The organism is Enterobacter sp. DC1 (assembly GCF_000568075.1).
Taxonomy (GTDB): Bacteria; Pseudomonadota; Gammaproteobacteria; order Enterobacterales; family Enterobacteriaceae; genus Enterobacter; species Enterobacter asburiae.
The window spans coordinates 97,255-114,251 of record NZ_AZUA01000002.1; the positions used below are offsets into that span (position 1 = coordinate 97,255).

Below are 16,997 nucleotides of genomic sequence, written 5' to 3' on the forward strand. Positions count from 1 at the left end.
GATTTACGTTCCTTTGCAAAGTTCTGTAACACAGCGGCTTTACGCTACAGATAAATCTGTAACGCGTGGCTAAATTACGGATCTTCATCACATAAATTATTTTTTCACTATCTAAAATAATTCGCGGAAGTCTTAGTTTTTTTGAACTCTAACCCTTATCTGAATCGATTCGGTTCGCCAATACGATTCTCAGTACGGCTGCCTGGCAGGCGTATTAATGATAATAAAAGGAGGTAGCAAGTGACCATTGCTATTGTCATAGGCACACATGGTTGGGCTGCTGAGCAGCTACTCAAAACGGCAGAGATGCTGTTGGGCGAGCAGGAAAACGTCGGCTGGATCGATTTCGTTCCCGGTGAAAACGCCGAGACGCTGATAGAGAAGTACAACGCTCAACTCGCGAAGCTGGATACCAGCAAAGGCGTGCTGTTTCTCGTTGATACATGGGGCGGCAGCCCGTTCAATGCCGCCAGCCGCATTGTCGTCGATAAAGAGCACTATGAAGTTGTCGCCGGGGTTAATATTCCGATGCTGGTGGAAACCTTCATGGCTCGCGACGACAATCCGGCGTTCGATGAGCTGGTGGCGCTGGCCGTTGAAACCGGTCGCGAAGGGGTAAAAGCCCTGAAGGCGCAGCCGGTTGAAAAACCTGCCCCTGCTCCTGCAGCGGCACCAAAAGCGGCAGCACCGGCAAAACCGATGGGCCCGAACGATTACATGGTCATCGGCCTGGCGCGTATTGATGACCGCTTAATCCACGGCCAGGTCGCCACGCGCTGGACCAAAGAGACCAACGTTCGACGTATTATCGTGGTCAGCGACGAAGTTGCCGCCGATACCGTTCGTAAAACCCTTCTGACTCAGGTTGCTCCTCCTGGCGTTACCGCGCACGTCGTGGATGTCGCCAAGATGATCCGCGTGTACAACAACCCGAAATATGCGGGTGAACGCGTGATGCTCCTGTTCACTAACCCGACAGACGTTGAGCGCATTGTTGAAGGCGGCGTGAAAATCACCTCCGTGAACATTGGTGGTATGGCATTCCGTCAGGGCAAAACGCAGGTCAACAACGCCATTTCAGTCGATGCGAAAGATATCGAGGCATTCAACAAGCTGAATGCGCGCGGTATTGAACTGGAAGCCCGTAAGGTTTCCACGGATCAAAAACTGAAAATGATGGATTTGATCGGCAAAGTTGGGAAATAAGCCCGCGCCGGTTCTCATATAAAGCTTATGTAATAGGAGAAGTGCAATGGAGATTACCACTCTTCAGATTGTGCTGGTGTTCGTCGTCGCATGTATTGCGGGTATGGAATCCGTACTTGATGAATTTCAGTTCCACCGCCCTCTGGTGGCCTGTACGCTGATTGGGGCCGTTTTGGGTGACATGAAAACCGGTATCATCATCGGTGGTACCCTGGAAATGATCGCCCTGGGCTGGATGAACATCGGCGCGGCGGTTGCGCCCGATGCCGCGCTGGCCTCTATCATTTCGACCGTTCTGGTTATTGCTGGTCACCAGAGTATTGGTGCCGGTATCGCCCTGGCGATCCCGCTGGCAGCAGCAGGCCAGGTTCTGACCATCATCGTTCGTACTATCACCGTTGCCTTCCAGCACGCGGCGGATAAGGCGGCCGAAAACGGCAACCTCACGGCACTGTCGTGGATCCACGTTTCATCCCTGTTCCTGCAGGCGATGCGTATCGCGATCCCGGCGGTTATCGTGGCGATCTCCGTCGGTACCAGTGAAGTCCAGAGCATGCTGAACGCCATTCCAGAAGTGGTCACCGGCGGTCTGAACATCGCGGGCGGTATGATCGTGGTCGTCGGTTATGCGATGGTCATCAACATGATGCGCGCGGGCTACCTGATGCCATTCTTCTACCTCGGCTTCGTGACCGCTGCCTTCACCAACTTCAACCTGGTTGCACTGGGCGTGATTGGTGCGGTGATGGCGATTCTCTACATCCAGCTCAGCCCGAAATACAACCGCGTCGCGGGTGCCCCAGCGCAGGCTGCTGGTAACAACGATCTCGATAACGAACTGGACTAACAGGTGAGCGAAATGGTTGATATGACAAAAACTACCACCGAGAAAAAACTCACTCCGGGTGATATTCGTGGCGTGTTCATCCGTTCTAACCTGTTTCAGGGTTCATGGAACTTCGAACGTATGCAGGCGCTGGGCTTCTGCTTCTCCATGGTACCGGCGATCAAACGCCTTTACCCGGAAAACAACGAGGCGCGCCGTCAGGCGATCAAGCGTCACCTGGAATTCTTTAACACCCATCCTTACGTAGCGGCTCCGGTTCTCGGCGTAACGCTGGCGATGGAAGAACAGCGTGCGAACGGCGCAGAGATTGACGATGGTGCCATCAACGGTATCAAAGTCGGCCTGATGGGCCCGCTGGCCGGTGTCGGTGACCCTATCTTCTGGGGGACCGTACGTCCGGTCTTCGCGGCGCTGGGTGCCGGTATCGCGATGAGCGGCAGCCTGCTTGGCCCGCTGCTGTTCTTCATCCTGTTCAACGCCGTGCGTCTGCTGACCCGTTACTACGGTGTGGCCTACGGCTACCGTAAAGGGGTGGACATCGTTAAGGACATGGGCGGCGGCTTCCTGCAGAAACTGACTGAGGGGGCGTCAATCCTCGGCCTGTTTGTCATGGGGGCGCTGGTTAACAAGTGGACGCACGTGAACATCCCGCTGGTGGTATCGACCATCACCGGTCAGGATGGTCAGACCCGCGTCACCACCGTGCAGACGATTCTGGACCAGCTGATGCCTGGCCTGGTACCGCTGCTGTTGACCTTTGCCTGCATGTGGCTGCTGCGTAAGAAAGTGAACCCGCTGTGGATTATCGTTGGCTTCTTCGTCATCGGCATCGCGGGCTACGCTGTCGGCCTGCTGGGTCTGTAAGTTTTAATGCTATGGGCCGGGGGCTTGCCCCCGGTTTTTTTTATCTGGAGGATGAATGACTGTCACGGACATCGTACTGGTTTTATTTATTGCTGCCCTTCTGGCTTACGCGATCTATGACGAGTTCATCATGCCCCGCCGTCACGGCGAGACGCTGCTCTCCCTTCCCCTTCTGCGACGCGGGCGCGTGGATGCATTTATCTTCGCGGGTCTCATCGTTATTCTTATTTACAATAACGTCACCAGTCATGGTGCAATATTAACCACATGGTTATTATGTGCGCTGGCATTAATGGCAGTTTATCTGTTCTGGATCCGTACGCCGAAAATCATTTTTAAATCCCGCGGCTTTTTCTTCGCCAATGTGTGGATAGAATATAACCGTATTAAAGAGATGAATTTATCCGAAGACGGTGTGCTGGTGATGCAATTAGAACAACGCCGCCTGCTTATTCGTGTGAAGAATATTGACGACCTGGAAAAGTTCTACAAGTTACTCGTTAAAACTCAATGATTTAAATATATAGCAATGGCTATATTCTGTGTTTATCTTGCGCAAGAAATATAGCCTAAGCTATATCCACTTCGTTAATTTGTTCTCTATTTGTTAACGATATTTTCACGCTTAAAGACAAATGAAAATCGTTATCACCAAGCATTTTAAATAATGCCTCTTCGTTGTTGTTTTATATTCTCAAAATATGTTAAGGTTGCGCCCGTCGTTGGGGAGTAGCCGATTTCCTGTTCGCAGGAAATGTACGTGTCAACATACTCGTTGAAAAACGTGGCGCGTACGGATCGCTGACAGCACATCTTATGTGCGGCGCGATCAGGCGAGACCATAGATACATCAACTGCTGTTTACTGGGGGCAGTGATGTGTCATATGGATATCCCCGGTCTGGACGCTGTTATGAATATCTCCGCTACGATCCTCCTCGCTTTTGGCATGTCCATGGACGCATTTGCTGCATCCATCGGAAAAGGCGCCACGCTCCACAAACCTAAGTTCTCCGAAGCCCTGCGTACCGGCCTCATTTTTGGTGCTATCGAAACGCTGACGCCGCTTATCGGCTGGGGTCTTGGCATGCTCGCCAGCCAGTTCGTGCTGGAGTGGAACCACTGGATTGCCTTCGTACTGCTGGTGTTTCTCGGTGGCCGAATGGTAATTGAAGGTTTTCGCGGCGGTGATGATGAAGAAGAGGAGCCGCAGCACCGCCACGGGTTCTGGCTGCTGGTCACCACGGCCATTGCCACCAGCCTTGATGCGATGGCCGTCGGGGTCGGTCTGGCATTCCTGCAGGTCAATATTATCGCCACCGCGCTGGCCATCGGCTGCGCAACGCTGATTATGTCCACGCTGGGCATGATGGTCGGACGGTTTATCGGCCCGCTGCTGGGTAAACGCGCCGAGATCCTGGGAGGAATTGTGCTGATTGGCATTGGTGCCCAGATCCTCTGGGCACACTTCGCCGGTTAATCTTCGCGCTGCCAGACGTGGATACTGAAATCCGTCTGGCAGCGAAATGTTGAGTGTGCTGCTAGCGCTTCCCATACTTCCGGTTTTGCCCGCCACGCGAACGGCGTCATCTGCAGCAACGCGGTAGCCTCTTCCCCTTTCAGCGTCATTTCATACGCTACGCTTTGCTCCTGCTTCAGGCTAAAACCGGCCAGCTGTTCAGAATGAGGGGCATGCAGACGCACTTCGTCGTAGATCAGCCCTTTCAGCTCCATCAGATGACGCGGGCCCGGCGTCACGGTGACGACCCATCCGCCCGGCTTCACCACGCGAGCCAGCTCTTCCGCCTTGCAGGGCGCGTAAATGCGGATAACAGCGTCCATGCTCGCATCGTCAAACGGCAGCCGGTGGCTGGATGCCACGCAGAACGTCACGTCCGCGTAACGCTTTGCCGCCGCGCGAATGGCCACTTTCGACACGTCCAGACCGAATGTCAGCGCGCCCTTCTCACGGGCAATCCCGGCAAAGCGTGCGGTGTAGTACCCTTCTCCGCAGCCGATATCGAGCATGGCGGTGGCTGAACCCGGCAGGATGTCATTCAGCATCTGCGCGACGGTCTCCCGCAGCGGCAGATAGTGCCCGGCATCCAGAAACGCACGACGCGCCTGCATCATCTCTGCACTGTCGCCTGGATCGCGGGAGCGCTTATGCTGCACGGGCAGAAGATTCACGTAGCCTTCTTTTGCCATATCAAACTGATGCCCCTGCGGACAGGTATAACTTTTATCTGAGCGCGTCAGGGTGGCGTGGCAAAGGGGACAGCTGAAGGACATGGTGACTCCGGAGCATAATCAAAGGGCGAAGTGTACCGCTATTCGCCCTGGTTATAAACGCCCGGTTAACGCATAACGATAAGGTGATCGGAGCCCGCCGGTAACCCGTCAGGTTTCACATTCTCCAGACGCAGCACGTTACCCATAATCTCGCTGAATACAGGTGCGGAAACGGCACCGCCGTAGTAGGCGCCATTTTGCGGATCGTTAATGACCACCACCAGAGCAAAGCGCGGATCGCTGGCGGGCGCAACGCCGGCCGTATAGGCGACGTATTTATCGACGTACTTTCCGCTGTCGTCAATTTTCTTCGCCGTACCGGTTTTCACTGCCACCCGGTAATCACGAACGGCGGCCTTAACCCCGCCACCGCCGGGCAGCGCAACGCTCTCCATCATGTGCTCCACCTCGTGCGCGATCTCTTCCGGCATAACGCGGTGCCCGATAACGGGTGGATCGATACGCGTAATTGAGAGAGGTCGCTCGAGCCCGAAGCCGCCGATCGTGGCGTAGACGTGCGCCAGCTGGAGCGGCGTCACCATCAGCCCGTAGCCGAAGGCAAAGGTCGCACGATCGAGCTGGCTCCAGTATTTACGATTTGGCAACAGCCCCGCGCTCTCGCCCGTTAAGCCAAGCCCCGTATTCGTGCCAAACCCAAAGTTTCTATAGGTATCAATAAGATGCTGGACAGGCATTGCCAGGGAGAGTCGGGAAACGCCGGTGTCGCTCGATTTTTGCAGGATCCCGGTCATCGTCAGTTCAGGATAATAGCCCACGTCGCGGATACGATGCCCGTCAAGGGTATACGGGTGCGTGTCAATTACGCTGTCCGGCTGGACCAGCCCCTGCTGCAGGGCCGTCATCAGCACCAGCGGCTTGACCGTCGAACCGGGTTCGAACGTATCGCTGATGGCGCGATTACGGAAATCGTTTATCGTCGCGCCTTCCCGATTATTGGGGTTGAAATCCGGATAGCTCGCCATGGCGAGTATTTCCCCGGTTGGGATATTAATTAGCACCGATGCACCAGACTCGGCCTTGTTCCAGGCCACGGCATTATCGAGCGCATCTTCGGTGATGGTTTGCAGCCGCTCGTCGATACTTAACTGGATGTTATGCGCCGGTGCGGGCGCCACTTCCGTCAGGTTTTCAACCACGCGACCGTAGCGGTCTTCCCTTACCTGCCGCACGCCCGGCTTGCCGGTCAGCTGCGCATTGAAGCTTTTTTCCACGCCTTCAATGCCCTGCCCGTCAATATTGGTGAAGCCAATCAGGTTCGCTGCCACATGGCCGGCAGGATAAAAACGGCGGGATTCATCGCGTAAATTGATGCCGGGCAGATTCAGCTTATCGATCCACTTTGCCTGTGCGGGATCGACCTGACGGGCAAGATAAATAAAACGCCCCTGCGGGTTGGCGTTGATTCGCGCCGAAAGTGTGCCCAGGGAGAGATGCAGCGCGTTTGCCAACGCCTGCCAGCGTTCGTCAATGCCAACGCCCCCTTTTGCCAGCACCGTTTTAGGATCGGCCCAGACGGCCCGGACGGGCACGCTCACCGCCAGGGGGCGACCTTCGCGATCCATTATCATGCCGCGCGGCGCATCAATCGCCAGCTGGCGGAGGGAGCGCATATCTTCCTGCTTCACCAGATTGTCAGGCTTGATGATTTGCAGCCAGGCAACGCGGCCCAGCAAAAAAGCCAGACTACAAAAAATAGCTAAACAGAGCAGCACAAAACGCGCCGGCGTGAAATTGCCAGCGGTCGTTATCAATTTCTTCTTCACCTGAACCCCAGGACTGTTAAACAACGCCCTGATTTAACGGGAAAAGATGGGTTTAAGGTGGCAAAACAGTGCTACTAACCTCGCAGCTTTGCAACAAGTTACTAACAAGAGCGCGAATGGTAATATTTTGAAAGATAAGGGGCATAAAAAAGCCCCGCATTATGCGAGGCTTTATGTCTGAGATTGAAGTGCTAAGCGCTTCAGTCAGCAGCGGTTCGATCAGATAGCAGTTACGTTAACTGCAGCTGGGCCTTTCTGGCCGTCCTGAATTTCGAACTCAACGTTCTGGCCTTCAGCCAGAGTTTTGAAGCCGTTACCCTGGATTGCAGAGAAGTGTACGAACACGTCTTTGCTGCCGTCAGCAGGAGTAATGAAACCAAAACCTTTAGACTCGTTGAACCACTTAACTTGACCTTTAATCTTTGCCATTTTGCAAAATTCCTTAGAGTGTTTTCTTAGCCCGCAGGCATTAACTGAGATAAAACTGAGACATTACTGCATGAGGCACTAATATAAGGTTCGGCAGAGAAGCGGTATTCAACGACAACGTGTTTACTCAGGACTTCTTTACTGAAAATGCCACACATAAACAGAACTGTACCTCGTTTGACCCAAAACGTGTTATCACACACTATGTTTAATATGGCAAGCCATTTTTAAACATGTCTCGATCCGCCGCACAAATTCGAACAGTGCCTGTCAGGTTTTGCACAATTATGCGCATCACTTACAGACAGCTCTGCTGCGTAACAAAGACCCAGCGTTGCTTCCACAAGCGCTGTAATCTAAGACTTTTTTAACATAGCTCAATCATTACGAAGCGTCCAGCAACCGGGAAAAGAAATCTTACGTCCTGATTGAGTTAGAACAATTTGTGAAAACTTATGCTTAAATCATTGTAACGCGACCAAATTGTTTCAGAGAAAAAACACTGTTAATAACCCGCGCCGAACTGTATTAAAATGCACCAGCTAATAAACAGTGTTATGCACCAAAATAATGAAATTTTTATGACTCTGCATCAAAAGAAGGCAAGCAAAACGTTTCGATAAAAATAAAACATTCCTGCACGCGTCTACATACAGAATATATGCACTACGTTATCGCTTCGTTTATAAGGATAAATATTCACCAACTTTCAGTATCCTGAAAGAATGATTAACCGGTGCTAAATTATCTAGCGCGTCATTTAACTCCCGCACAGGTTCATCGAGGGCTTCATCTGCCAGTTCAAACACACCCCAGTGAATGGGAAACGCCAGAGGACAACCCAGCTGCTGCCACAATGCCACCGCAGATTGCGGATCCATATGATGGACAGCCATGAACCATCGTGGAGCATAGGCTCCAATCGGTAACGCGGCAGCATCGATATGGCCCAGGCGTTCAGGTATCAACAGCAGCTCGGGCGAATACCCCGTATCTCCGCTGAACCAGAAACGATGATGTCGACCCTCCATAACCCAGCCGCACCATAATGAGCGATTGCGGTTCCATGGCGTGCGCATACTCCAGTGCTGTGCCGGTACGGCGGTCAGCGTCATCCCCTGCCAAGTGAAGCTCTGCCACCAGTCGAGCTCAACCACGCGTTTTGCCCCCCGGCGGCGAAACCAGTCGGCCAGGCCCAGCGGAACAAAAAAACTGACATCGGGAAAGCGTTTGAGAATGCGGCGAATGGTCGCATCATCAAGATGATCGTAATGATTATGGGAGATGACGACCGCATCAAGCTGATTGAGTTGATTGAGTGACAGCGCGGGAGGCGTTTTGCGCTGGGGTCCCAGGAAAGGGAGTGGAGAAGCGCGCTGTGAAAAAACCGGATCGGTAAGGATGATATTGCCGTCCAGCTGCAGCATTACGCTCGCGTGTCCCAGCCACCATACCCCATCTTCATGAGGTTGCGTAAGCTCAACCGGTTGCCACCACTGTTGGATAAAGTCTTCATAGCCCAGCGCGGGTGGCTTCGGTAAACCGGCCTCTTTACGCGCTTTGCGCCAACGGTCAAGATCGCCGGGTTGATGCCCGACAGGATCGGTATTACGAAAACCGTCCGGGGTGTGATGTTTCAGGGAGGGGTCATACCAGGGATTTTTCCAGACCACAGCCACCTCCCAGCATAAAAAGATTAACGCTCAGCCACCAGGCGGATAAAATCGTCTTCGTCTTTGCTATCTTCAGCGACCGCGTCTTTCGGCGCGTCTTTCTCTTCCGGTTCGTTAGCCTCACACAGACGGCGTAGCAGCGCATTCTGACGTTTTTGCTGATCGAGCAGCGCTTCCAGCAGTTCAATCTGCTCGTTAGTACGGGAACTGGCGCGGTTCACGAAAAACCAAATGACCAGCCCCACAAGCAGAACAACCAAAGAAATCATCAGGGATGCCATATTCAGCAGCCCTGAATTCAGTAACTCACCCATTTCACCACCTCAATAAAAACGTCTATTTTACCACTGGCGCGAAGGAAGGAAATCACCTTGAGAAAAAATGCGTATTACCACGGAATAAACTTATTGATTGCGCAAACGCCGCTAAAAAACTGTACATCCTGATCGCACATCACATTGATCGTCTGCGTCCATAACACCACGCACGCTATCAGCACGATAATCAGAATTACCCAGCGTATTTTTTTCACTCCACACTCCGTCTAAAAACCTGATGTAACGAGGTTATCACGCTTATCTTAAACAAGGACTAACTGTACCGCCATCGCACTTTTTTCAGAATCCTGCACTTGTTTCATCGTGTAAACCGTTTACGCTAGCTTTATGATAAAAACGACAAAAGAGGTTAATGATGCGCTTAATCATTCGAACAATTATTGCACTGGTCATCGTCTGGATTGGCCTTCTGCTCACGGGTTATGGCGTGCTTGTGGGAAGCACCGAAAACGCAGCCGGGTTAGGGATTCAATGTAAATATTTAACAGCACAGGGTGTGAGCACTGCGCAATATTTGCATACTGACAGCGGGATCGTTGGCTTGACCAACTGTCCGGTCCTGCGAAAGACATCCGTCGTGATTGATAATGGCTAATCAGCCGGTGACATGACTGATATAAAATAAAAAACGCCGCAACAGATGCGGCGTTTTTTTATGCGAGCAGAGATTAAAACGGGTAGTCGTGATAACCCATTTGTTCAGAAATCTTACGTGCGGCAGTGTGCAGAATAGCCACATACTCATGCAGGCGCTCTTCGGAGAAGCGTAAGGTTGGGAAGGAGATACTTAAGCCCGCGATTACAACGCCAAAGCGGTCAAACACCGGAACGCCGATGCAGCGCAGCCCCTCTTCCTGTTCTTCGTTATCTTCGCCATACCCCTGCTCGCGTACGCGATCGAGCACCGTTAAAAGCGCGTCCGTGCTGGTAATGGTTCGTGAAGTACTTTGCTTGTATTCCACGCCTTCGAGGATCTGCTTCACTTCCTCACGATCGCGCCACGCCAGCAGAACCTTACCAATCGCGGTGCTGTAGAGCGGGTTGCGACGACCAATGCGCGAGTACATGCGCAGATTGTACATAGAGTCGATTTTATGGATGTAAACAATGCTGTCTTCATCCAGCGCACCGAGATGGATGGTCTCTTTGGTCAGGCGTGAGATTTCACGCATCTGGATGTCAGCGCTGCGGATCAGGTCAACATTTTGTAGCGCACGGGCGCCCAGCTCAAACAGCTTCAGCGTCAGAGAATATTTTTCAGATTCGCCTTCCTGGGCAACGTAGCCCAGCGACTTCATGGTTTGTAAAAAGCGATACACGGTGCTTTTAGACATCATCACGCGCTGCGACAACTCTGTAATACCTATTTCACGCTCTTCCCCCAGCGCCTGTAAGATGCCAAACACCTTCAGCACGGAAGAAACAGAATCTGGCTGTTTATCCAAATCCGCAATAGCCATTTACCACCTCATAGAGAGTGTTTTATAAAAATCAGAACCGGTTTTTATTATAAGTTCCCGTCATGTCACCTGCAATCAATCCACGTTTACTTCGTTACAAATCTGCGACATATCGCGGCTGTAACAATGCTAAAATAATTACCCTGAGAATAATTTCACGCTGAGCTTTTTTAATCCTAATGGAAAAGACCCTTTCCGATGGCCTGCCTTTACCCCAGCGGTATGGCGCTATAGCGACCATCATTATCGGTATCTCAATGGCCGTCCTTGACGGCGCAATCGCGAACGTTGCCCTGCCAACCATCGCCAGCGACCTGCATGCCTCTCCCGCCAGTTCGATATGGATCGTTAACGCCTATCAGATTGCGATTGTGATTTCCCTGCTCTCGTTCTCTTTCCTGGGCGATATGTTCGGTTATCGTCGGGTGTATCAGTGCGGTCTGGTGGTTTTCACCATCACGTCCCTGCTATGCGCCCTTTCAGATTCACTGCATACCCTGACGCTTGCCCGCATTGCGCAGGGTTTTGGCGGCGCGGCGCTCATGAGCGTAAACACGGCGTTGATCCGCTTAATTTATCCTCAGCGTCATCTGGGGCGCGGTATGGGGATAAACTCGTTTATTGTCGCCGTCTCTTCCGCCGCCGGGCCAACTATTGCGGCGGCGATCCTTTCCGTTGCGTCATGGCAGTGGCTGTTCGCCATTAACGTGCCGCTGGGTATCGTCGCCATCTTCTTTGCCCTGCGCTTTCTTCCCGCTAACGGCCCTAAAAGCACCATGCCGCGCTTCGACGTGGCGAGTGCGGTGATGAATGCCCTGACCTTTGGCCTGCTGATTACGGCGCTGAGCGGCTTTGCGCAGGGACAGTCTCTGATGCTTACCGGCGCGGAGCTCATCGCCCTGCTGGCGATCGGTTTCTTCTTTGTTCGCCGCCAGCTCACACTCCCTGTGCCTTTGCTGCCGGTGGATCTGCTGCGTATTCCCCTCTTTTCCCTCTCCATCTGCACGTCAGTCTGCTCGTTCTGCGCCCAGATGCTGGCTCTGGTTTCTCTGCCCTTCTTTCTGCAGAGCGTGCTAGGCCGTTCAGAAGTGGAGACCGGCCTGCTGTTAACCCCCTGGCCGCTGGCGACCATGGTGATGGCGCCGCTGGCAGGTTACTTAATTGAACGGGTCCATGCCGGTTTACTGGGAGCATTGGGGCTCGCGGTGATGGCAACAGGCCTTTTCGCGCTGGCTCTACTACCGTCCTCGCCAACCGATCTGGACATCATCTGGCGCATGATCCTGTGCGGCGCAGGGTTTGGCCTGTTCCAGTCCCCTAACAATCACACCATCATCACCTCCGCGCCGCGTCATCGAAGCGGTGGTGCCAGCGGCATGCTGGGGACCGCGCGCCTTCTGGGACAAAGCAGCGGTGCGGCGCTGGTCGCCCTGATGTTTAACCTCGCCGGACAAAACGGCAACCATGTTGCGCTTCTCACCGCGGGTGCCCTTGCCTCGCTCGCGGCGGTCGTCAGCGGCCTGCGTGTGACCCAGCCCAGGGTTCAGGCATAAAAAAAGCCGGGCGGAGAGTTCTCCTGCCCGGCTTATTAGGGTTCTTAGCGTTACTTCAGGTATTCCCCACTGCGCAGCGCTTCGATACGTTTATCCAGCGGCGGGTGAGACATAAACAGCTCGCTCAGCGATTTGGACTTACCGTTAATGCAGAAGGCCATCATGCTGTTCGCTTCCTGCGGCTCATAGCTGGTTTTCAGACGCTGCAGCGCGGCAATCATCTTCTCACGACCAACCAGCTTCGCCGAGCCGGCATCCGCATGGAATTCACGGTGGCGGGAGAACCACATGGTGATGATGCTGGCCAGTATACCGAATACCAGTTCCAGAACCATCGAAACGGCGAAGTAGATCAGCGGGTTGCCGTTGCTCTCTTCACCTTCGTCACGGTTTCCGCCCATAAAGCCTGCCGCGATCTGCGCCAGAATACGGGAGATGAAGATCACGAAGGTGTTCACCACGCCCTGAATCAGGGTCATGGTCACCATGTCACCGTTGGCGATATGGCTGATTTCGTGGGCAATAACCGCTTCGGCTTCGTCACGGCTCATGTTCTGCAGCAATCCGGTGCTGACGGCAACCAGTGACGCATCGCGACGGGCGCCCGTGGCGAAAGCGTTGATGTCCGGGGCATGGTAAATCGCCACCTGCGGCATGGCGATCCCGGCCTGACGGGATTGCTGAGCCACCGTATTCATCAGCCACTGTTCCATATCGTTACGCGGCTGTTCAATAACCTCACCACCCACCGATTTCAGTGCCATCCACTTCGACATCAGCAGGGAGATGAACGAGCCACCAAAACCAAACAGCAGCGCCATAATCAACAGACCCTGAACGCTGCTCGACTGAATTCCTGTCAGGCTTAGCACGAGCCCGAAAACCACCATGACCGCCAGGTTGGTGAGCAGGAAGAGCGCGATTCGCATCATAATTTTCTTTTTACCTCAGTTTAACAAAACGCACTATGCGATTACCCACATCGTATGGGTATTGCGTCTATTTTCAAGCATCCGGCGGGCGTAAGTCACCAGAAAGACACAACTTTACACAATTGGAAATCTGGCTGACGGAAGGATGCAGAACAAAAAGAAACAGGCACAATTTCTTGTGCCTGTTGGGAGGTTATTTTGCCGGAGCGGGCTGTACGGCTGGTTTCTCTTTTTCCTGATTCGCAAGGTCGAGAGCAATATGCACCGTCTCGTCCAGATACGGATCCGGCTCCTGGTAATCTTTTGGCAGATCGTCCAGTTTCTTGAGCAGAGGCTTGCCTTCGCGCTTGAAGCGATCGTTGATACGCGCCAGGCGGGTTGCATCGTCTTCGTTGTTCTCTTTCTCACGCTGTGCGTAGTTCAGAGAAACGATATTCCGCTTATCTTTCAGGGCATTGAATCGTGCAATGTCCTTCATGATGTACTGGAACTCCGGATCTTTCGCGATGCGGTCGTTATGCGCTTTCAGCAGTTCTGGGCCAAATTGCGTCATATCACCCGCTTTCACGTAGGTCGCGGCATTGATGCTGTCCCACGGCAACGCGTTATCTTCAAACTTCTCGCCGGTTTCCGTCTCTTCCGTGCCTGTCGGCATCATGATGTCCGGCGTTACGCCCTTACGCTGCGTACTGCCGCCGTTCACGCGGTAGAATTTCTGAATGGTGTACTGAACCGAGCCCAGCGCAGGCCATTCCGGACGCAGCATCTGATCGTAAATACGATTCAGAGAGCGATACTGCTGAACGGTGCCTTTCCCGAAGGTTGGCTCACCGACGATCAGCGCGCGGCCATAGTCCTGCATTGCAGCGGCAAAGATTTCAGACGCCGAAGCACTGAAGCGGTCAACCAGGACCACCAGCGGGCCTTTGTAGTAGACCACACCGTCGTTGTCGGCATCTTCACGCACTTTACCGTTGTTATCGCGCACCTGAACCACCGGGCCAGATGGAATGAACAGACCGGAGAGTGAAACCGCTTCCGTCAGCGCCCCGCCGCCGTTACTGCGCAGGTCGATGATAATGCTGCTGACGTTCTGCTTTTCAAGCTTCTGCAGCTGAACCTTCACATCGTCAGTCAGCCCTACGTAGAAGCCAGGAATATCCAGAACACCCACCTTCTCTTTACCCACGGTTTTCACCGACATTTTCACCGCGCGGTCTTCCAGACGGATACGCTCGCGGGTCAGGGTAACGATACGGGTTTTAGTGCCTTTACCGGCAGGCAGAATTTCCAGACGAACCTTGCTGCCTTTCGGACCTTTGATCAGCGCAACCACGTCATCAAGACGCCAGCCGATCACGTCGACCATGTTCTGGCCGGTTTGTCCTACACCCACAATACGATCGCCTACGCTAATCGCTTTGCTTTTGGATGCCGGGCCACCCGCGACCATCGAATTGATCACCGTGTAATCATCGTCCATCTGCAGCACCGCGCCGATACCTTCCAGAGACAGGCTCATCTCGGTATTGAACTGTTCGGTGTTGCGCGGAGAGAGATAGTTGGTGTGCGGATCGATTTCGTGAGCAAAGGCGGTCATGGCCAGCGAAAAGACATCCTCACTGTTGGTCTGGGCCAGACGACGAATGGCGAATTTGTAACGACGCGCCAGCGTGTCACGGATCTCTTTTTCGTCTTTGCCGGTCAGCTTAAGACTCAGTTCGTCGTATTTAACTTTACCGTCCCACAGCGCATTCAACTCGGCTTCATCTTTCGGCCAGGGTGCTTTACTGCGATCCAGATTAAAGGTGTCAGTACCGGTGAAGTCCATCGGACGTTCCAGCACTTTCAGCGCGTACTGATAGCGTTCAAAGCGGCGCTTTTGCGACAGGTTGTAGAGATCGTAGAACAGATCCAGCTTGCCTGAACGCAACTCGTCACCCACCTCGGATTTGCGCTTAGCGAACTGCTCGACATCGCTGGCGAGCAAAACGTTATGGCTGTAATCCAGCAAGTTCAGATAGCGGTCAAAGATTTTGGCCGAAAAGGCCTGATCGAGATCGAACTGACGATAGTGCGAGCGGGTAAAACGTGAGGTCACGCGCTCGCTCACCGTCGCGTGCTGCGTCTCTTCCTTGAGAACCGGAATTTGATCAACACGCGTAATATCGTCCACTGCAAAAGCGTGACCTGTTATGGCAAACAGGCCCGCCAGCGCGGTGAGCTTAAAAAAAGTGTTCATGCCAGGCTTGGCCTCCGTTTCAGAACAACAAGTGTTCTGCGCGTACAATCATTGACATACCAGAAGTCAGCTGTACACGAACGCCATCTTTGGTGATTTCCAGTACGGTGGCGTCCATAGCATTGTTACCCGCTTTTACCTTCAGCGCCTGACCTACGCTCAGAGCGTTAATGTCAGAAACCGGCGTATGGCGCGGCTCTTCACGAGGGGCACGCGGGGCTTTTGCTGCTGGTTTGTCTGCACGCGGTTTGCGATCGTTATTATCGTGACGGCGCGGCGCAGGGCGTGGTTTACGCTCACGACGAGGCGCTTCTTCCTGGCCGTTTGCCGCTGCGGCTTCGCGTTTTTTCGCCTGCTGTTCTGCACGTTGTGCCTGAACGCGTGCTTTGGCTTCTTCAAGCTGCTTACGCGCGTGCTCAACGTGCTGCTCGTCCAGCTCACCACACGGGTTGCCGTCGAGATCCACGCGGGTCGCGCCAGCTTTGATACCGTACAGGTAGCGCCAGCTCGAAGTGTAAAGACGTAAGGCGGAACGCAGCTGAGTTTTGCTGAGGTTCATTTCCCCTTCAACACGCGCCACCAGATCCTGAAAAATACCGACTTTCAGGGGACGAGCTTCACCTTCCGCGCTGAAGCACTGCGGGAAACGCTCGGCCAGAAATGCGATAACTTCTTTACTGCTATTCAACTTAGGTTGATTTTCCATGAAATTTCCTGATTACAACGGACGTTGCCAACAAGCGCAGGCATGAACAGGCGTCATTATAATGACGCTATCAGTAAATGCTACGTTATCCGTTGATTATCCTGCGACGCTCGCAAAGAATTTTTGATAATCGGTTGCAGCGAGTACGTTTTCCAGATTCGCCACCAGCTCGCGTAGCCCCTGTTCGTCCTCGCTTGTAAAGCGACTGAAGACCGTACTGTCGATATCCAGAACGCCAATAATCTGATTTTTCACCACCAGCGGCAGAACGATTTCAGAGTTACTGGCGGCATCACAGGCAATGTGCCCGTCAAACGCATGAACGTCTTCCACACGCTGGACCTGATTTTCGGCCACCGCCGTGCCGCATACGCCACGCCCTACAGGAATACGCACGCAGGCCAGTTTGCCCTGGAACGGGCCAAGCACCAGCGTTTCACCTTCCAGCAGGTAAAAGCCGGCCCAGTTCACGTCAGAGAGACGTTCAAACAGCAATGCGCTAGTATTTGCCAGAGTGGCTAAGAAGCTGGTCTCACCCGCCATCAATGCCTTAAAATCGCGGTTCAGATCCGCGTAGAATTCTGTTTTGTTCATTATTCAATCACTTAGTTGTCTTACAAATTTACCGCATAGCCTATTAAAATAAGCATTAAATGCGCTCATGCTCAAGAT

The 16,997-nt window shown here is 53.3% G+C and carries 18 protein-coding genes and 1 pseudogene; 7 read left to right on the forward strand and 12 right to left on the reverse strand.

Annotated elements, in window-relative coordinates; all coding sequences use genetic code 11:
- The first annotated feature begins 240 nt into the window (after nucleotides 1–240).
- From manX to mntP, 5 genes are all read left to right on the forward strand, one after another.
- The gene (manX, locus tag P346_RS15240; protein ID WP_032658500.1) at nucleotides 241–1,206 is read left to right on the forward strand and encodes a PTS mannose transporter subunit IIAB; all 966 of its coding nucleotides are present in this window, start codon (nucleotides 241–243) and stop codon (nucleotides 1,204–1,206) included.
- Between the two features lie 46 nt (nucleotides 1,207–1,252).
- Entirely contained in the window at nucleotides 1,253–2,053 is an 801-nt protein-coding gene (gene manY, locus P346_RS15235) for a PTS mannose transporter subunit IIC (RefSeq protein WP_008500490.1), read from the forward strand.
- 12 nt (nucleotides 2,054–2,065) lie between these two features.
- Entirely contained in the window at nucleotides 2,066–2,917 is an 852-nt protein-coding gene (locus tag P346_RS15230) for a PTS mannose transporter subunit IID (protein WP_006810994.1), read from the forward strand.
- A gap of 55 nt (nucleotides 2,918–2,972) precedes the next feature.
- On the forward strand, nucleotides 2,973–3,431 hold the full coding sequence (locus P346_RS15225; protein ID WP_032658502.1) for a DUF986 family protein: 459 nt from the start codon (nucleotides 2,973–2,975) through the stop codon (nucleotides 3,429–3,431).
- 398 nt (nucleotides 3,432–3,829) lie between these two features.
- Nucleotides 3,830–4,396, forward strand: a complete 567-nt coding sequence (mntP, locus tag P346_RS15220; protein WP_032659523.1) for a manganese efflux pump MntP — start codon at nucleotides 3,830–3,832, stop codon at nucleotides 4,394–4,396.
- On the opposite strand, the gene rlmA is transcribed toward mntP, so the two are convergent.
- The 7 genes and pseudogenes from rlmA to mgrB form a co-directional block, all read right to left on the reverse strand.
- The gene (gene rlmA / locus P346_RS15215) at nucleotides 4,393–5,208 is read right to left on the reverse strand and encodes a 23S rRNA (guanine(745)-N(1))-methyltransferase (RefSeq protein ID WP_032658504.1); all 816 of its coding nucleotides are present in this window, start codon (nucleotides 5,206–5,208) and stop codon (nucleotides 4,393–4,395) included. The genes mntP and rlmA overlap by 4 nt on opposite strands.
- Before the next feature lie 65 nt (nucleotides 5,209–5,273).
- Nucleotides 5,274–6,992, reverse strand: a complete 1,719-nt coding sequence (gene ftsI / locus P346_RS15210) for a peptidoglycan glycosyltransferase FtsI (RefSeq protein WP_032658506.1) — start codon at nucleotides 6,990–6,992, stop codon at nucleotides 5,274–5,276.
- A 219-nt stretch (nucleotides 6,993–7,211) separates the two neighbouring features.
- A complete protein-coding gene (gene cspE, locus P346_RS15205) occupies nucleotides 7,212–7,421 on the reverse strand; it encodes a transcription antiterminator/RNA stability regulator CspE (RefSeq protein ID WP_001062678.1) in 210 nt (69 codons plus the stop codon).
- Between the two features lie 13 nt (nucleotides 7,422–7,434).
- Nucleotides 7,435–7,579 (reverse strand): annotated as a pseudogene (locus P346_RS0121575) (DUF2627 domain-containing protein).
- A 525-nt stretch (nucleotides 7,580–8,104) separates the two neighbouring features.
- Nucleotides 8,105–9,094, reverse strand: a complete 990-nt coding sequence (locus tag P346_RS15200) for an MBL fold metallo-hydrolase (RefSeq protein WP_032658509.1) — start codon at nucleotides 9,092–9,094, stop codon at nucleotides 8,105–8,107.
- Nucleotides 9,095–9,117: 23 nt separating this feature from the next.
- Nucleotides 9,118–9,408: a YebO family protein gene (locus P346_RS15195; RefSeq protein WP_029741994.1), complete on the reverse strand. Its 291-nt coding sequence runs from the start codon at nucleotides 9,406–9,408 to the stop codon at nucleotides 9,118–9,120.
- 74 nt (nucleotides 9,409–9,482) lie between these two features.
- A complete protein-coding gene (gene mgrB / locus P346_RS0121580) occupies nucleotides 9,483–9,626 on the reverse strand; it encodes a PhoP/PhoQ regulator MgrB (protein ID WP_006175995.1) in 144 nt (47 codons plus the stop codon).
- A gap of 161 nt (nucleotides 9,627–9,787) precedes the next feature.
- Between mgrB and P346_RS15190 the strand changes: the two genes are divergently transcribed.
- Nucleotides 9,788–10,027, forward strand: a complete 240-nt coding sequence (locus P346_RS15190) for a YobH family protein (RefSeq protein ID WP_032658512.1) — start codon at nucleotides 9,788–9,790, stop codon at nucleotides 10,025–10,027.
- Nucleotides 10,028–10,100: 73 nt separating this feature from the next.
- Here the strand turns inward: P346_RS15190 and kdgR are convergent, their stop codons facing one another.
- Nucleotides 10,101–10,892, reverse strand: coding sequence for a DNA-binding transcriptional regulator KdgR (kdgR, locus tag P346_RS15185; protein ID WP_023312208.1), 792 nt, complete (start codon nucleotides 10,890–10,892; stop codon nucleotides 10,101–10,103).
- 179 nt (nucleotides 10,893–11,071) lie between these two features.
- Between kdgR and P346_RS15180 the strand changes: the two genes are divergently transcribed.
- Nucleotides 11,072–12,445 (forward strand): MFS transporter, encoded by a 1,374-nt coding sequence (locus P346_RS15180; protein ID WP_032658514.1) that lies wholly within the window; start codon nucleotides 11,072–11,074, stop codon nucleotides 12,443–12,445.
- Between the two features lie 50 nt (nucleotides 12,446–12,495).
- On the opposite strand, the gene htpX is transcribed toward P346_RS15180, so the two are convergent.
- From htpX to P346_RS15160, 4 genes are all read right to left on the reverse strand, one after another.
- Entirely contained in the window at nucleotides 12,496–13,377 is an 882-nt protein-coding gene (gene htpX / locus P346_RS15175; RefSeq protein ID WP_014884290.1) for a protease HtpX, read from the reverse strand.
- 193 nt (nucleotides 13,378–13,570) lie between these two features.
- Complete coding sequence (gene prc / locus P346_RS15170) at nucleotides 13,571–15,619, reverse strand: carboxy terminal-processing peptidase (protein WP_032658517.1); 2,049 nt, start codon at nucleotides 15,617–15,619, stop codon at nucleotides 13,571–13,573.
- A 19-nt stretch (nucleotides 15,620–15,638) separates the two neighbouring features.
- On the reverse strand, nucleotides 15,639–16,325 hold the full coding sequence (proQ, locus tag P346_RS15165; protein WP_023336085.1) for an RNA chaperone ProQ: 687 nt from the start codon (nucleotides 16,323–16,325) through the stop codon (nucleotides 15,639–15,641).
- Between the two features lie 96 nt (nucleotides 16,326–16,421).
- Nucleotides 16,422–16,919 carry a GAF domain-containing protein gene (locus P346_RS15160; RefSeq protein WP_032652362.1) on the reverse strand — a complete coding sequence of 166 codons (498 nt, stop codon included), beginning with the start codon at nucleotides 16,917–16,919 and terminating at the stop codon, nucleotides 16,422–16,424.
- Between the last annotated feature and the right edge of the window lie 78 nt (nucleotides 16,920–16,997).

Coding starts and splice junctions, on each gene's coding strand:
- prc (WP_032658517.1), bottom strand. CDS start 15,619: ATGAACACTTTTTTTAAGCTCACCGCGCTGGCGGGCCTGTTTGCCATA.
- htpX (WP_014884290.1), bottom strand. CDS start 13,377: ATGATGCGAATCGCGCTCTTCCTGCTCACCAACCTGGCGGTCATGGTG.
- P346_RS15195 (WP_029741994.1), bottom strand. CDS start 9,408: ATGGGTGAGTTACTGAATTCAGGGCTGCTGAATATGGCATCCCTGATG.
- proQ (WP_023336085.1), bottom strand. CDS start 16,325: ATGGAAAATCAACCTAAGTTGAATAGCAGTAAAGAAGTTATCGCATTT.
- kdgR (WP_023312208.1), bottom strand. CDS start 10,892: ATGGCTATTGCGGATTTGGATAAACAGCCAGATTCTGTTTCTTCCGTG.
- P346_RS15180 (WP_032658514.1), top strand. CDS start 11,072: ATGGAAAAGACCCTTTCCGATGGCCTGCCTTTACCCCAGCGGTATGGC.
- mntP (WP_032659523.1), top strand. CDS start 3,830: ATGAATATCTCCGCTACGATCCTCCTCGCTTTTGGCATGTCCATGGAC.
- rlmA (WP_032658504.1), bottom strand. CDS start 5,208: ATGTCCTTCAGCTGTCCCCTTTGCCACGCCACCCTGACGCGCTCAGAT.
- manY (WP_008500490.1), top strand. CDS start 1,253: ATGGAGATTACCACTCTTCAGATTGTGCTGGTGTTCGTCGTCGCATGT.
- P346_RS15230 (WP_006810994.1), top strand. CDS start 2,066: ATGGTTGATATGACAAAAACTACCACCGAGAAAAAACTCACTCCGGGT.
- P346_RS15160 (WP_032652362.1), bottom strand. CDS start 16,919: ATGAACAAAACAGAATTCTACGCGGATCTGAACCGCGATTTTAAGGCA.
- P346_RS15225 (WP_032658502.1), top strand. CDS start 2,973: ATGACTGTCACGGACATCGTACTGGTTTTATTTATTGCTGCCCTTCTG.
- cspE (WP_001062678.1), bottom strand. CDS start 7,421: ATGGCAAAGATTAAAGGTCAAGTTAAGTGGTTCAACGAGTCTAAAGGT.
- P346_RS15190 (WP_032658512.1), top strand. CDS start 9,788: ATGCGCTTAATCATTCGAACAATTATTGCACTGGTCATCGTCTGGATT.